Genomic DNA, 15,223 nt, shown 5'->3' with positions numbered 1-15,223 from the left:
GTCTATCTCCTTTGATGACTGAAACACTGACACATAGGTCAGGAGGGATCGGACTCGGCCCAGCCGAGTTCGTCCCAGAGGTGGGCGGGAATGAGGCGATCGATGCGATCGAGAACAAGGTCCGGAACCCGGCCCTCGGGTTGCGCAGCGATCTCCTCGACGGTGGTCTCACCGGTCAGGACTGCCGCGGCAGCCATCCCGGTATCGAGGGCCATGGCGATGTCGGTCTGAAGCCGGTCTCCAACCATGACGGCCCGCTCGACGGGGCAGTCGAGTGTCGACATGACCGCCTCGAGCATGATCGGGTCGGGTTTGCCGAAGCTGATCCGGCACTTCACCCCCGAGCAGGCCTCGATCGCGGCGGTGATGGCGGCGCAGTCAGGCTCTCCCCGTCCTCCGGGGAACGGACAGAAGCGGTCGGGGTTCGTCTGCACAAGGAACGCGCCGCGGTGGAACCAGAGCGCATCGAATGCGATCTGCAGCTTCCGGTAGTCGAAGCCGCGGTCGTAGCTGGCGATGACGATGTCGATCTTGGCGGGGTCCTCGCTGAGCCGGAACCCGGCCTCGACGAGGGCGTTGATGAGGGGTTCCTCCGCGATGGGATACAGCACGGCGTCGGGGTGGTGTCGCCTGAGCCAGGTGACGGTGGTGACGATGGTGTTGGCGATGTCCCCGACTGGGGTCGGCAGTCCGAGCCGCTCCAGCTTCTCGGCGTACATCGCCGGGTCCTTGGTCGGGTTGTTGGACAGGAATCGCACGGGGATCTCCCGACGGCGCAGCTCGTGGACAAGGCGCGCGGCGCCGGGCAGCAGGTGATCGCCGAGGTAGATCGTTCCGTCCATGTCGAAGACGTAGGCGTCGAACAGTTCCGCGGGGGCGCGCAGCAAGGTCTCGGTCATGGGAGTCCTCCGGGTCAGGGTCAGCTGACGGCCGGCAGCAGCGCGGCGATGAGCATGATGACGGTGTTCATGGGCCAGATGGCGAAGGCCGGCGGGTCGACGTGGGTCGTTCCCCTCGCGAGGAAGAACCGGGCCATCCACTCGCCGAGGAACGCGGCGAGCACGCCGAAGACGGCGCCGACGATCAGGGCTCCCACCGCAGCCTCCGGCACCCAGCCCGCCTCGGAGATGGAGGCCGCGCCGGCGAGGTAGGGGTAGAACACGATCGCCGCGAGCCCACCGATGTTGGTCATGTGGTGCGTGACAGGCACGTTGTAGCCCATGTTGAGCAGGCAGATGGTGATGGCCGAAATGGCGAAGGGCAGGGTGTTGGCGTTGCCGAAGGCGGCGACGGCCGGGAAGCTCGTCGAGAGCACTACGGAGACACCCGCGGCGAGGATGCCGGCGAAGGCTCCGATGGTGAGCATCTGGCCGGGCTTCTCCTGGTACCGCAGCCACGAGGAGTCGCCGTGTGGTGCGAAGCGAGGACCGGACGGGTTGCACTTGTCCAGGTTGAGCAGCGACCCGTCGCCGAAGATGAGGCGCACGGCGAAGGCCGAGATGATGATCGACAGCGCCACGGAGTCCGTGTGGCTGCCGAACCAGGGGATGAGGTGGATTGCCTGTTGCAGGGCGTAGCCGATGCCGCCGAACAGCGCGCCGACCAGCAGCACATCGGGCTTTCCGAGACGTGCCAGGGGAAGGACGATGTCCTTGCCAGAGTCGGAGTAGCCGCGGCGGGCTGCGTAGGCCGCGGCCGCGACGCCGCCTGCGAAGGCGACGTGGGGGCCCATGAAGGGGCCGAATGAGACGTAGTTGAACATCATGTCGCTCATCTCCGGCGCACCGGCGACGGCGGAGCCGACGGCGGCGAGCAGGCTGAAGCCAACCATGACGAAGGCGAAGTTGGCGCCGATCGCGGCGCCGAAGAAGCCACCGCCGAGCGCGGCGATGAGCATGAACAGGAACTCCATTGTCGTGTCCTTCTGGAATGGGGCGGCTGCGGTGCCGCCGGGAGGGGTCCGCGGTGGGCGGAGGGGGTCAGGCGGAGGCGTCCGCGGACTGGGTCTGGGGCTCGTAGGAGCAGAGCGCGGCGACCTTGGGGGCCGAGGCGGACGCAGGGTCGAAGGTGTAGCCGAGCCACTCCCGCGTGAGGCGGCGTGCCAGTTCGAGGCCGATGACGCGCTCGCCGAACGTGAGCACCTGCGCGTCGTTGGACAGCACAAGCCGCTCGACCGAGAAGGAGTCGTGGGCGACGGAGGCGCGGATGCCGGGCACCTTGTTGGCGGCCATCGCGACGCCCATCCCGGTGCCGCAGACGAACAGGCCTCGATCCGCCTTGCCTGCCGCGATCAGACGCGCCCCCGTCACCGCGACGTGCGGGTAGTCGGTGTTCTCACCGTGACCCACGCCGACGTCGATCACCTCATCGACGCGGGGATCGGCCGCCAGGTCCTGTTTCAGCTGCTCCTTGTAGTCATAGCCGGCCGAGTCGGCGGCAACCACGATGCGAAGTCCCATTGTGCGTGTCCTCTCACACGTGCGCGCATCGATGCGCGCACCAAGTTGTGATGAAAGTATCACAACTTGTGTAAGAAACAACAGCGAATGTGTTGGATTCTCCGGCGGGTGGTCCTACTCGGCGACGACGACCTCCGGTCCAAGCTGCCTGACCAGCTCCAGGTCTGCCGGGTCGATCGCGGAGTCGGTGACGATGTGCGAGAAGTCGGTCAGCGGCGCGAAGCTGTGCAGCGCCCTCCTGGCGAACTTGGTGTGGTCCAGCAGGAGGATCGCCTTCTCGGCCGACGCGACCATTGCCCGCTTCACCAGCGCGACATCCTCGTACGGATGGAAGCACCTTCCGTCACTGATGCCGGAGGCGCTGAGGAGGCAGTAGTCCGTGCGGATACCGCTGATCATGTCGAGAGCCGTCTTCCCGAGGAGGGACTCCGCCCATGGCTGGTACTCGCCTCCGGTCACGAGCAGCCGGACCGCGCTTCGCGGCTCGACCTCGCGCGCGACGAGCAACGAGTTCGTGACGACAGTCAACGGCACAGAGGCGAGTTCACGGAGGGCCCACAGCGCGCTGGTGGAGTCGTCGATGAGGACGGAACTGCCCGGCCGGATCAGAGCGGCGGCGGCGCGTGCGATCGCGACCTTCTCGGCGGAGTTCTGCTCGAGCCTGAGCAGCGCACTCACCTCGCTCAGACGCGAGGCCGCGGCCGACACTGTGCCCCGCCCCTGACGTGTCACGAGGCCCTCTTCCACAAGCGCCTCGATGTCGCGGTAGGCGGTCATGGTCGAGACACCGGTCTCGGACGCCACGTCCTCCACCGACATCGTCCCGCGCTTCGCCACCTTCTCGGCAATCAGCCTCCGCCGGCGCCTGACCGCCTCCGCCGAGGCCCGGCCTCCACCTGTCGACATGGTGCTCCCTCCGCGCTCACCCGTGGGTTCAGCCTAGGGGCACTCTCATCAAACGAGCACGTTGGCGACGCTTCCGGGTCGCGGCTCTATCGGCCTATCGCGCAGGGTCGTCGCCCTCGTCGTCGTCGGAGATGGTGCGCAGGAAGTCCTCGAACTCCGCGCCGAGCTGGTCGGCCGACGGGATCTGCGATCCCTCCGGCACCCACAGGTTGGGGGCCTGCTGGCCGCGCATGAACGCGTCGTACTGCTGTTCCAACGCCTCGACGATCGCCTTGACCTCGTCGTTGTCCTCAACCTCGGCCGCGATGGCGCGCCGGTTCACCTCCGCCTTCTCCACCAGGCCGTCATTGGGCAGACTCAACCCGGTGGCGTCGACCACGGCATTGAGCGCGGCGAGCGCGCCCTCGGCGAACTCGGAGGCCGCCAGGTAGTGCGGGACGTGGATGGCGAACCCGACGGCGCGCTGACCCGCCTCCCCTAGCCGGTACTCGAGCAGGGCCGGGAACGAGGCGGGCACCTGGACCCGGCCGAAGGGGGAGCGCGCCTCTCCGATCAGCTCGGGATCAGTGGCATGCGACGTCATCCCGATCGGGCGGGTGTGCGGCACACCCATGGGGATGCCGTGCACAGTGACGACCAGGGAGACATCGAGCCGGTCGATCAGCTCGCGGACGGCCTCGACGAGCCGCTCCCACTGGAAGTCGGGCTCGGGGCCGGTGAGCAGGTAGTAGAGGCGGCCGTCGCGGTCAGTGAGGCGCCGCAGGAGGATCGCCGGGTCGTCGTAGCCGTCCCAGCGGTTGCGGTCGAAGATCATGGTGGGCCGGCGGTCGCGGTAGTCGACCAGCTGATCGATGTCGAACGTGGCGACCGTCTCCGGGTCGCCGGACTCGACGAGGTGGTCGCCGAGAAGGCTCTGGATCTTGCCTGCGTCGATGAACGATCCCACGGCGACGACCAGCACGCCGGAGCGTGGAACGTCCGCGTCGGCGTCGGACTCGAAGCGGAAGAGGTCGGACGGGTTCTGCACGACATGCCTTTCACGTTGACGCCCGGCCCGGGCCGACGACCTTCCGCCGGCCGGCGCTGCCGGTCCCTCTGACACTACCCGCAGCACGCCAGACCGCGCGGTTCGCATCACGGCGATCACGTCAGTACTACACGGCGCAGTGTCATATTACGCACGCAGAACGCAGGCGATTCGCGGTGTGACCCACCTGCCCCTACTTTGCGGATCACTGTGCTCCGGGGGGGTCGGCGCGAGAGAGGCGGCTTCCGGACCAAGCTCTGAGGGATGGTCAAGACGTCGTGCGTGCCCGTATTTCGTTTCTCCTGGTCGTGGTGCTGGCTCTGCTTGCGGGGGTGGGGGCCTCGGTCCCGGCGTCCGCGGAGGTGCCCGTCGCACCCGACGTGACGGACGGTATCACCGTCACGGTCCACGGCGATGCCGTCCTCGCCGGTGCCGCAGGGCAGGTGAATGCGTCGGTCAGCAACCCGGCAGGCGTAGAACTGTTCAACGCCCTCGCGGTGGCCGTGCTCCCCGTGGGCGTCGCCTACGCACCGGGCAGCATCAGCCCCAGCAGCCTCGGTGAGCCGACGATCCTCACCTGGGTCCCCGACCCGAATGACCCCGACCCCGAGCACCCGGCGACGGCTCAGGTGCTGGTCTGGTCCAACATCGCGGACCTGCCCACAGGCTCCACCGTCGACCTTACTTTCGGCACCGTCGCCGACCCTGACCGCTACCCCGCCGGCTCCACCTATCAGGTCGGCGTCGGCTTCTACGCCAGCGACAACGAGCGCAACGCCCCCGACGTCACCATCCCCGACTCCGGCCCGCCCGTCATCAGCGACGCCACCGAGGGAGGCGACAAGGACGCGACCGTCCAGGTCGTCCCTGTCACCGTCACCAAGTCGGAGACGGCAAACGCCGAGGCCGAGGTCTACCGCGGCCCCCAGAACCCCGCAACCTACGCCGTGACGGTGCGCACCGCCCCTGACGGCGGCACGGCCGGCGTCGTCGTGGTCGACGACGTGCCCGCCCAGTTCACGGTCACGGGCTGCACGGGGGCGTTCCCGTGCACCCGCACGACCGTCGAGGTCGACGGCGAGGTCTTCACCCGCCTCGCCTGGGACCTCGGCACCGTCGCGGCCGATACCACAGTCAAGCTGACCTACACGGCCTATGTCGGCGAGCGCGAGATCACGATGCCCGACGGTGAAGCCACCGGCGCCAGCACCCGCCCCGACGGCGAGGGCTACGACGTCACGAACAAGGCGATCCTCACGGGCACCTACGCCGGCGACGTGGCCCCCGGATCCCAGGCGGACGTCACCGTCTCCGACTCCGCGACGGTGCGCGTGCTCGACCTCGGCGTCGTGAAGACCGCCTCCGCCAGCGATTTCGTCGGTGGAGACACCCTGCGCTACACCCTGAACGTCCGGACCAGCCAGTACGTCTCCACGTCGGGCATCACGGTCACCGACATCATCCCCAACGGCATGTGCCCCGTGCTGCCGGCCGGCGTGCAGCTCACGGGAGACACCTGGCCGGCCGAGTGCGCCGACGCCGCGGCGGGCACCGGCTCGGTCACCGGCGCAACGATGACAGCCGTCGATTTCGACGCCGCCACCGGCGTGTTCACGGTCGACTTCGCCCTCCGGGACCTCGACGCAGACCAGGACGCCACCGTCCGCTACTCGGTGCTGATGCGCCGGAAGTACCAGGACGGCGAGCCGACCGCCGTCGCGGACGGGTTCACCAACTCCGCGACGATCACCGGCACCACGCACGCCGACGACGAGGACCGGAACGCGACCAACGACTCGTCGGCCTCGCTCGACACGGCCGACGTGACCCTGACCAAGTCGATCTGGCTCAACTCCTCGCGCACCCCGATCACGGGGGTCTCCGGCGCCGGCTCGACGTGCGAAAACCGCGAGTACGCCGACGCCTCGTCGGATGCCCCGAGCTACCAGCTCGGCGACCTCGTCTGCTTCCGCATCGAGTCCACGTTCCCCGTCGGCGTGTCGACCCGGTCTGTGTTCCTCACCGACTTCCTGCCCCCGGGCATGTCCATGGTCGGCTGGGCAACCGCCCCCGGAAACACCACCACCGTCACGCCGCTGGGTAGCACGCCTGCCACGGCGACCCGCTGGGCGCTCGGCGAGGAGACCTTCGGCACCCGCTTCGTCACCCCGGGAGCCACCGCGACGATCGACATCCTCGCGCGGGTCGACTCCGTACCCGACACGAAGCCGGAGGTCACGGGAAACCTGGCGAAGCTGCGCTACTCCACACAGGACGGCCGCGTCATCGGTCTGCGCGACGCCGTCGACCTCCAGCTCTCACCGCCGCCCCCGCTCGCGCTGGACAAGAAGGTCAACGACAAGGATTCGCTCACCCCCGTGCGTGAGGGCCAGTCCCTCTCCTTCACCATCGATGTGTCGCACACCGGGACGACCGCGAACTCGACCGCCGACCCCGTCGACGAGGTCGAGGTCTGGGACGTCCTGCCCGCGGGCTTCGACTGCGACGACATCACGTCGTCGTCCCCGGCGATCGCCCCCGCGACCGACTGCACGACCCTGCCCGACGGCAGCACCCGCGTGGTCTGGAACCTCGACCTGGCGACCCCGCTCGTCGGCGGCGGGAAGACGACCATCTCGTACACCCTCTCAGTCCCGACGCCGCTGTCGATCTCCTCGACGCACACCAACACCGCGGCCGTGGTCCGCTACACGCCGAAAAGCACCGACGGGATCAGTGCCGTCACCGGGCGTCCGACCTTCTACCCCACCAACCCCGTCGGCGCCTACCCCGACGAGACGAAGAACGCGCCCGAGGCGTCCGACCAGGCGACGGTCGGGCTCGCCCCGGCCTCCGTCACGAAGGCGGTGGTCTCCACCGGCGTCTCCGAGACCAACAACTCCGCCGACAAGCAGGCCACGATCGGCGAGACCGTGACCTGGCGCTACACCGCGACCATCCCGGCGAACACCAGCATCTTCAACGGGGTGATGAGCGACGGGCTGCCGGTCGGTTCCCGCCTCACGGTCACGGGGGCGGGCGCGCCCACCGCGACGGCGTCGAACGGCGCGACGATCACCACCGGCTGCACGGCCGACGCCACCGCCTTCCGGCTGTGTAGCGACGCGGCCGACCCGCAGTTCGGCTCGCTGCTCTTCCCGACGATCTGGACGAACGCCTCCTCGCAGCCCGTGACCTTCACCGTCACGCTCCCCACTCGGGTCGCCGACGTGGCGGCCAACACCCACTCGTCGACCATCTCCAACACCGCGACGCTGACCAGCACCCCCGGCACCGCGCCGACCGGGTCGGTGACCCGCGGCACCGCGACGGCGCAGGTCGGCGTCGTGGTCGCGGCCCCGGCGCTGGCGAAGGCCGCGTCCGTGACCTCCGCCACCGCCGGCTGGACCACGGCCGACAGCCTCGTCGCCGACGGCGGCCAGACCCTGTACTACCGCCTCACTGCCAGCAACACCAGCGGTCGGCCTCCGGTGCACGACACCGTGATCGTCGACTGCATCGACTCCCGCCTCACCAACTTCTCGAACCTCACCTCCTCGACGGTCGCCACTCTCGGCGGACCCGTCGCCGGCGACGGCACCAACGGCTGCGCCACCGGTCGCACGAAGTACACGTGGACCCTGGCGCAGGACCTCGCCTCCAGTGCGACGATCATCTACAGCGCCACCGTGCCGAACCCCATCGCGGGCGGCGTCACGTTCCGCAACGACGCCGCGCTGACCGGGTCGACGCTCGCCGGCGTCGTCGACGGTGAACGCACACTCACCGCGACCGCCAACCGCACCGTCACGGCCGCCCCGCCGACCCTCACGAAGGTCCGGGTCTCCCCCACCGGCGCGACCGTGCCCGGCGAGACCGTCACCTGGCGCCTGACCATGAAGGTCCCCGCCGGCGTCCTGCTGCACGAGGCCCGGATCCTCGACACCCTCGGAACGCCGCTGGGCACCGCAGCCAACGCCACGTTCGCCGTGTCCTGCGCCGACGACTGGACCGGCCCCTGCCCGACCGGCTCCCGCCTCGCCGCGCCGTCCGGCTCGCCGCAGGTGCTCGGCGTCTACCTCGACGACATCGCGGCCGCCGACACCGCGCGGACCCTCTACGTCGACGTCACCAGCGTCGTGCCCACCTCGACGGCTGTGACCGTCCTGACCGCCACCAACCAGGCCCGCATCAGCTGGAACACCACGGAGGGCACCCCGCCGACCACCGCGGTCGCCGGCACCAACTCGACGTCCAACGTGAGTGCCACGGTCGACCTGCGGCATCCCCTCGTGACGGTCACCAAGTCCGTCAGCGACGCCTCGACGCCCAAGGCCCAGGGCGAGATCTTCACCTACACGGTCACCGCCGGCGCCGTCCAGAACACCTCGCCGAACGGCAAGCCCGCCTACAACGTGAAGGTGGTCGACACGGTGCCCACCGGGGTCATCCCCGTCGTGAGCTCCACCGACCCGACGCCGCTGGCCGACAACGCGACCCTCGCCGGCGGCGGCGTGTGGAACGCGACCGCCCGGACAATCACCTGGACCTTCGCGTCGCTCACCCCGGGCGCGACCGCGACCAGCGTCAGCTACCCGGCGAAGCTCGATCTCGCGACACGACTCACCGGCGCGGCTCTGGTGAACACCGCGACGCCGACCGCATGGGACTCCCTGCCTACCGGCGGCAAGACCTACACCTCGACCACCGGCGCGACGGCGTCCGTCACCCCGGCCGCGCCGAAGGTCGACGCGACCAAGCAGCAGGTGACGGCCAATCCCGTCTACATCGGCGACAACGTGACGTTCTCACTCACGCTGACCAACAGCGGCACCGCAACAGCGGTTTCCCTGAGCGCGGTCGACACCCTGCCCACCGGGTGGACGTACGTCGCCGGGTCGGCCACACTCGGCGGCTCCCCGCTCGCCGATCCGGCCGTCTCCGGACAGCGGCTCACCTGGGCCGGCCTCGGCCCGCTGACGCCCGCGCAGTCGCTGACTATCACCTACCAGGCGGTCGCGGGTAGCGGCGTGCAGGTGGGCAGCACCGTCGCCCACACGAACGCCGTCACCGCGGCGGACGTGACTGACGCGACGGGCGGCACCTCCCTCAACGGCGGCGCACTCCCCTACGTCGGCACCGGCGACTCGGCGACCGCACGCATCCACCAGGCCGACCTGGCGATCACCAAGACCGCCGGCACGTTCACCGCGGGCGGTACGGGCAGCTTCACGATCGTGGTCACCAACAAGGGCGCCGACCCCGCCGTCGGTGCCAGCGTCCGCGACACCCTCACCCTGCCGACGGGAGTATCCGTCGCCAGCGTTGGCACGACCCGCGGCACCTGCTCCCTGACCGGCAGCGTCCTCGACTGCACGAACCCGGACCCACTCGCCTCGGGCGGAACCTGGACCATCACCGTCGGCCTCTCGGTCGCGGCCGACGTCGCCTCCGGGACGGAGGTCCCCAACACCGCGACCGTCTCGGCACGCACCGAGGACCGCACGCCCGGCAACAACACCGCGACGGCAACCGGCAGGGTCATCACGTCCGCCGACCTCGCCGTCTCCAAGGCCGTGACGAACCCCGCGAGCGGGGCCGTCACCGCCGGGCAGGCGATCGAGTGGTCTGTCACGCTCACCAACCTCGGTCCGTCGGTGTCGCGCGGCAGCGCGGCGACGCCGATCGTGCTGACGGACACGCTGCCGAGCACCGTCACGGGGCTCTCGATCACGGGCACGGCGCCGGACGGATGCACCCTGACGGGCCGTCAGCTGCGCTGCGAGATCGACCGTGACCTCGCCGTCGGCGACACGATCGTCGTGCGCGTCGCCGGCACCGTCGCCTCGAGCGTGCCCGCCGGCCGTGGCGCGATCGTCAACACCGCCTCGGTGACGCCGGTCACCACCGACCCGGCCACGCCGAACAACACCTCGACGACCACCACCGACGTGGTGGTCCGCGAGGCTCTGACCATCGTCAAGGCGATCACCGACCCCGCCCCGCCCGCCGAGGTCACCCCGGGTGAACAGCTGACCTACACCCTCCGGGTCAGCAACGGCGGACCCTCCGATGCCCGCGGCGTCTTCATCGTCGACGCCCTCCCGGAGGGCCTGACGTTCGGCAGCATCGTCGGCGCCGGAGGCGGCTGGACGGCAACGGCGAACGCTGACCACACGGTGACGTTCACCTACGCCGGCACGCTCGCCGCAGGGGCCGACGCGCCGCTGATCACCTACACGGCGAAGCTCGGCGCGCACGTGACGGGCGCCCCGGCGGCTCTGGAGAACGTCGCGACGGTCTCCTCGGCGTGGAAGGCGAACCAGGATTCCAGCAGCGCCATCCCCGGAGTGCCGAACCCGGAGGCGGACCTGGCTCTCGACAAGTCCGTCCGTCCAGCCGGCGGCGAGGCCGGTGACCCCGTGGTCGCCGGGAAGACGGCCGTCTACACGATCACCGTCGACAACCGTGGGCCGTCCGACGCGGACGCCGTCACGGTGACCGACGTCCTGCCCGAGGGGCTCAGCGTGGACGGCGACCTGCCGGCGCAGTGTGAGGCAGACGGCCGCAGGATCACGTGCGTCCTGGCCGACGGCCTCGACGCCGACGACGACCCGTGGTCCTTCTCCTTCACGGTGCTGGTCGACCCCTCGTTCGACGGCACCTCGGTTGACAACACGGCGACGGTCACCTCCGTCACCGATGACCCCGACACCGGCAACAATGCGGACACCGCGACGCTGGACGTCATCTCGCGCGCCACGCTCCGCGTGACCAAGACCCCGTCGGCTGAGACCGTCACGGCCGGCGGCACCGTCACGTGGACGATCGTCGTCGACAACGACGGCCCCTCGGACGCCCGCGATGTGCTCCTGACGGACGTCCTCGCACCCGGGCTGGAGTTCGTCTCCGCCGGCTCCTCCACCTCGGGCGTCACGTGCGCCGATGATGCGGCGACCTGCTCACTTGGCACGATCGCGGCGGGCGAGACGGTACGTCTCTCCGTCGTGACACGGGTCCGGTCGTCGGTCGTCGAGGGCACGACGATCCCGAACGAGGCCACCGCGACCTCGTCGACGATCGATCCCAGCACCGGGGACCCCGCCACCGCGACGGGTGGGGACGAGATCGCCACCATCGCCAGGAGCGAGCTGACGATCAGCAAGACGACGACCACCCCGACGGTCTCCGCCGGCGAGGTCGCCATCTTCCGCATCGCGGTGGGCAACGACGGTCCCTCCGACGCCGCCGCGGCCGTGAAGGTGACCGACACGCTTCCCGACGGAGCCACGTTCATCTCCTCCTCCACCATCGGCGGGCCCGCGCAGTGGGTCTGCGAGGACGGGGGCGACGACGTCGTCTGCACGCTCCGGGACGCCGACGGTGACCCGGTGACGCTGGCGGCCGGCACCGATGCGCCCGTTCTCCAGATCTCCGCTGTCCTGGACGCGGCGCTGCCGGCCGGGAAGGTGACGAACACGGCGAAGGCCACGTCGCCGAGCGACCCGACCCCGCCGTCGGACACCGCAGACGTGGACGTCGTCACGTTCGCCGACCTCGGCATCACCAAGACGGCCGTCGGCACTCCGACGGCCGGCGAGGAGTTCGCCTGGACGATCACCGTGACGAACCACGGCCCCAGCGACTCGGTGGCCAGCGCGACCGATCCCATCCTGATCACCGACGAGCTGCCCACGGGCGTCACGTTCGTGTCGAGTTCGGGCGCGGCCTGCACCGACGAGGACGGCACAGTGACCTGCGAGCTGCGCAGCACGCTCGCCGCGGGCGACTCCGTCGCCGTGACCCTCCGCGTGGCAGTCGACGAGGCCGCCAGCGGGACGATCAGCAACACGGCCACCGTGACCCCGTCGCTGACCGATGAGCCCGACGGCGCGACCCATCCCAACGAGGCGACCAACGTGACGGACCCCGTCATCGAGGCGGCCGACCTGGCGATCGGGAAGGCGGTCACCACGGACGCCGGCGACATCGTGGCAGGGCAGCCGATCGCGTGGCAGCTCACGGTGACCAACCTCGGCCCGTCGAACTCCGATGCGGATGCCGACCACCCGATCGTCGTGACCGACACCCTGCCCGCGGGCGTGACCGCGCAGTCGGCCAGCGGTCAGGGATGGGACTGCGCTGTGTCGCAGGACCAGACGACCGTCACGTGCACGCTCGACAGCGACCTCGCCACCGGCGACCCGCAGACGATCACCGTGCAGGCCCTGATCGACCCGGACACCCGGGGCGATGTCACCAACACCGCGGCCGTCGCCCCCGGCCTCACGGCGCAGCCCGCCGACTCGACCGACAATGACGAGGCGACCGCCACGTCCACCGCGCTCGAGTCCGCGGACCTGCGGCTGGTCAAGGACATCAGCGGCGAGGTGGTCGCCGGAGCGACCGGCCGCTACCTGATCCAGGTGTTCAACGACGGCCCGTCGACCGCCCGCGACGTGACGGTCACGGACCGGCTGCCGGAGGTCCTGACCTTCGAGCGGGTTGTGACGCCTGAGGGCGAGGCATCCCAGTGGACCTGCGCGCCGTCGTCCGCTGACGCGCAGGTCATCGAGTGCGCCTACGACGGGTCGATCGTTCCCGGCCCGGAGGCCGTGACGCTGGAGATCGAGGTGTCCGCCGCGGCGGACCTGACCGGCGACGTCACCAACACGGCGACGGTCACCTCCGCGACTCCCGACCCCGACCCGGTCAACAACACCGACGGCGTCGACGGGACGCTGGTGACCTCCGCCGACCTCGTCGTCACCAAGTCCCACGACCCCGAGCTGCCGGCGGTCGCCGGCGAGGAGTTCACCTGGACGGTCACCGTCGCCAACGACGGGCCGAGCGACTCGGTCGCGTCCGAGGCCTCGCCCATCACGGTGACCGACCGACTGGAGGACGGCACCACGTTCGTCCCGGATCGGTCCTCCGACGCGTGCAGCGTCGACCCCGCCGACCCGCAACTCGTCGTGTGCCTCATCGAGCAGACGATCCCGGCGGGTGGCTCGGCGAGCGTCGACGTGCGCGTCGCGCTCGACGAGGCTCTGGCCGGTGAACTCTCCAACTCGGCCACCGCCACGCCTGGCGACACCGCGGACCCCGACCTCGCCAACAACACCGGCACCGACACTGTCCCGGTGGCGGAGGTCGCCGACCTCGCCGTCGAGAAGGGGGTCGTGACCGCGGCCGACGATGTGGTGGCGGGGCACCAGATCGAGTGGGAGGTCCACGTCATCAACCGCGGCCCGTCCAACTCGGACGCGTCGCCCGACGACCCGATCCGCGTCGTGGACACGCTGCCTTCCGGCGTCTCGTTCGTGTCCGCCGAGGGAACCGGCTGGTCCTGCACGGCCGGTGAGGTGGTCGACGGCCGCGAGACCGTGGAGTGCCTCCTCACGTCCGACCTTCCCGTGGGGCGCGCCCCAGCGATCACGATCGTCGGGCTCATCGATCCCGGTGTGCAGGACTCGGTGCGCAACGAGGTCGAGGTCTGGCCGGGCCTCACGCCTGAGCCCGACGGCAGCCGTGACGGCAACACCGACCACGCGAACGCCCCCGTCGGGGAGTCCGCTGACCTGCTGCTGACGAAGGCCGTCGCCGAGACGATCACCGCCGGCTCCGGAGGTCGGTACGCACTGACGGTCACCAACCTCGGCCCGTCGACGGCCCGCGGTGTCGCGATCGTCGACACACTGCCCTACGGCCTCACGTTCGCCGCCGCCACCGGCGACGGCTGGGAATGCGCCGCCGACGGCCAGGAGGTGGACTGCTCCTATGCCGAGGTCCTGGCGCCCGCCGCGTCGCTCACGCTGCTGATCGACGTCACGGCTGACGAGTCCCTGACGGGCGACATCGTCAACACCGCGACGGTGTCTGCCACGACGCTGGACCCCGACCCCGACAACAACACGGGGACCGCCACCGGCACGGTGGCGGAGCGGGTCGACCTGTCGATCGTGAAGACGGCGACGGGCACGCCGGTGGTCGGCGAGACGTTCGCCTACGAACTGGCCGTGCGCAACGCCGGGCCCGCCATGGCCCGCGGGGTGCTGGTCTCCGACCTGCTCCCAGCCTCCCTGACGGCCGTCTCCGCGGAGGGCGAGGGCTGGTCCTGCGGCCTCGACTCCTCGACGGGAGCCGTCTCGTGCGCACTGCCCGAGCTGGCCGCGGGCCAGAGCGCCCCGGTGATCACGGTGCTGGTCAGGGTGCTGCCGGCCGCGTACCCGACCGTCGCCAACACGGCGTCGGTGTCGTCGACCACGCCGGAGGACGCGGCGACGCTCGCGGACAACTCCTCGACCGCGACGGTGGAGGTGCCGGCGCAGAGTTCCCTGGCGATCACCAAGGAGCTGACCGGGGGCCTCATGACGGGCAAGACGGCGCACTACGTCGTCACGGTGACGAACCAGGGCCCGACGGCCGATCCGGGCCCGGTCACGGTCACCGACCCGATGCCGGACGGCCTCGTCGCCAGGGGTGCGGAGCTCACCGGGGCCGACGGCTCGTGTGAGGTGGACGCCGAAGAGGTCACCTGCCTCGTCGACGGGCTCGAGGTCGGGCAGACGGCCACCGTCGACCTGACCGTGTACGTGTCGGCGGACGCTAGCGGCGACATCATCAACGTCGCCACGGCCACCTCCGACGCGTCGGACGACGTGGTGGAGGCCAGCGCGGAGGGCACGGTGACGGTGGTCAGGCTGCCCAACGCGGGCGGCGGCCAGGGAGTCTCGTTCGGGGTCGGCCTGCTGGCCCTGGTCGGACTGCTGGCCCTGGCAGGCACACGCCGACGCCGCGACGAGGCCTGACCGTGACGCGCCGCCGGGGA

Annotated in this window: 6 protein-coding genes; 1 reads left to right on the top strand and 5 read right to left on the bottom strand. The window is 70.3% G+C overall.

The genetic code is table 11. The features are described 5' to 3' along the window. Positions 1–38: 38 nt before the first annotated feature. From QH948_RS02090 to QH948_RS02070, 5 genes are all read right to left on the bottom strand, one after another. Positions 39–899, bottom strand: a complete 861-nt coding sequence (locus QH948_RS02090; RefSeq protein ID WP_281145313.1) for an HAD-IIA family hydrolase — start codon at positions 897–899, stop codon at positions 39–41. Positions 900–919: 20 nt separating this feature from the next. Next, positions 920–1,912 (bottom strand): DUF7973 family transport facilitator, encoded by a 993-nt coding sequence (locus QH948_RS02085; protein WP_281145312.1) that lies wholly within the window; start codon positions 1,910–1,912, stop codon positions 920–922. 67 nt (positions 1,913–1,979) lie between these two features. After that, complete coding sequence (locus QH948_RS02080) at positions 1,980–2,459, bottom strand: ribose-5-phosphate isomerase (protein WP_281145311.1); 480 nt, start codon at positions 2,457–2,459, stop codon at positions 1,980–1,982. A gap of 114 nt (positions 2,460–2,573) precedes the next feature. After that, complete coding sequence (locus QH948_RS02075; protein ID WP_281145310.1) at positions 2,574–3,365, bottom strand: DeoR/GlpR family DNA-binding transcription regulator; 792 nt, start codon at positions 3,363–3,365, stop codon at positions 2,574–2,576. A gap of 94 nt (positions 3,366–3,459) precedes the next feature. Then, complete coding sequence (locus QH948_RS02070) at positions 3,460–4,392, bottom strand: proteasome assembly chaperone family protein (protein WP_281145309.1); 933 nt, start codon at positions 4,390–4,392, stop codon at positions 3,460–3,462. A 278-nt stretch (positions 4,393–4,670) separates the two neighbouring features. Between QH948_RS02070 and QH948_RS02065 the strand changes: the two genes are divergently transcribed. Continuing rightward, positions 4,671–15,203, top strand: coding sequence for a hypothetical protein (locus QH948_RS02065; protein WP_281145308.1), 10,533 nt, complete (start codon positions 4,671–4,673; stop codon positions 15,201–15,203). Positions 15,204–15,223 lie beyond the last annotated feature (20 nt).

It is taken from the genome of Tessaracoccus lacteus (genome assembly GCF_029917005.1).
GTDB lineage: Bacteria > Actinomycetota > Actinomycetes > Propionibacteriales > Propionibacteriaceae > Arachnia > Arachnia lactea.
The sequence above is the reverse complement of the archived record's forward strand: the minus strand, read 5'-3'. Positions and strand labels throughout refer to the sequence as shown.

Bases quoted from the DNA above. Each gene is read 5' to 3' on its own strand.
- QH948_RS02090 (WP_281145313.1), bottom strand. From the start codon at position 899: ATGACCGAGACCTTGCTGCGCGCCCCCGCGGAACTGTTCGACGCCTAC.
- QH948_RS02085 (WP_281145312.1), bottom strand. From the start codon at position 1,912: ATGGAGTTCCTGTTCATGCTCATCGCCGCGCTCGGCGGTGGCTTCTTC.
- QH948_RS02080 (WP_281145311.1), bottom strand. From the start codon at position 2,459: ATGGGACTTCGCATCGTGGTTGCCGCCGACTCGGCCGGCTATGACTAC.
- QH948_RS02075 (WP_281145310.1), bottom strand. From the start codon at position 3,365: ATGTCGACAGGTGGAGGCCGGGCCTCGGCGGAGGCGGTCAGGCGCCGG.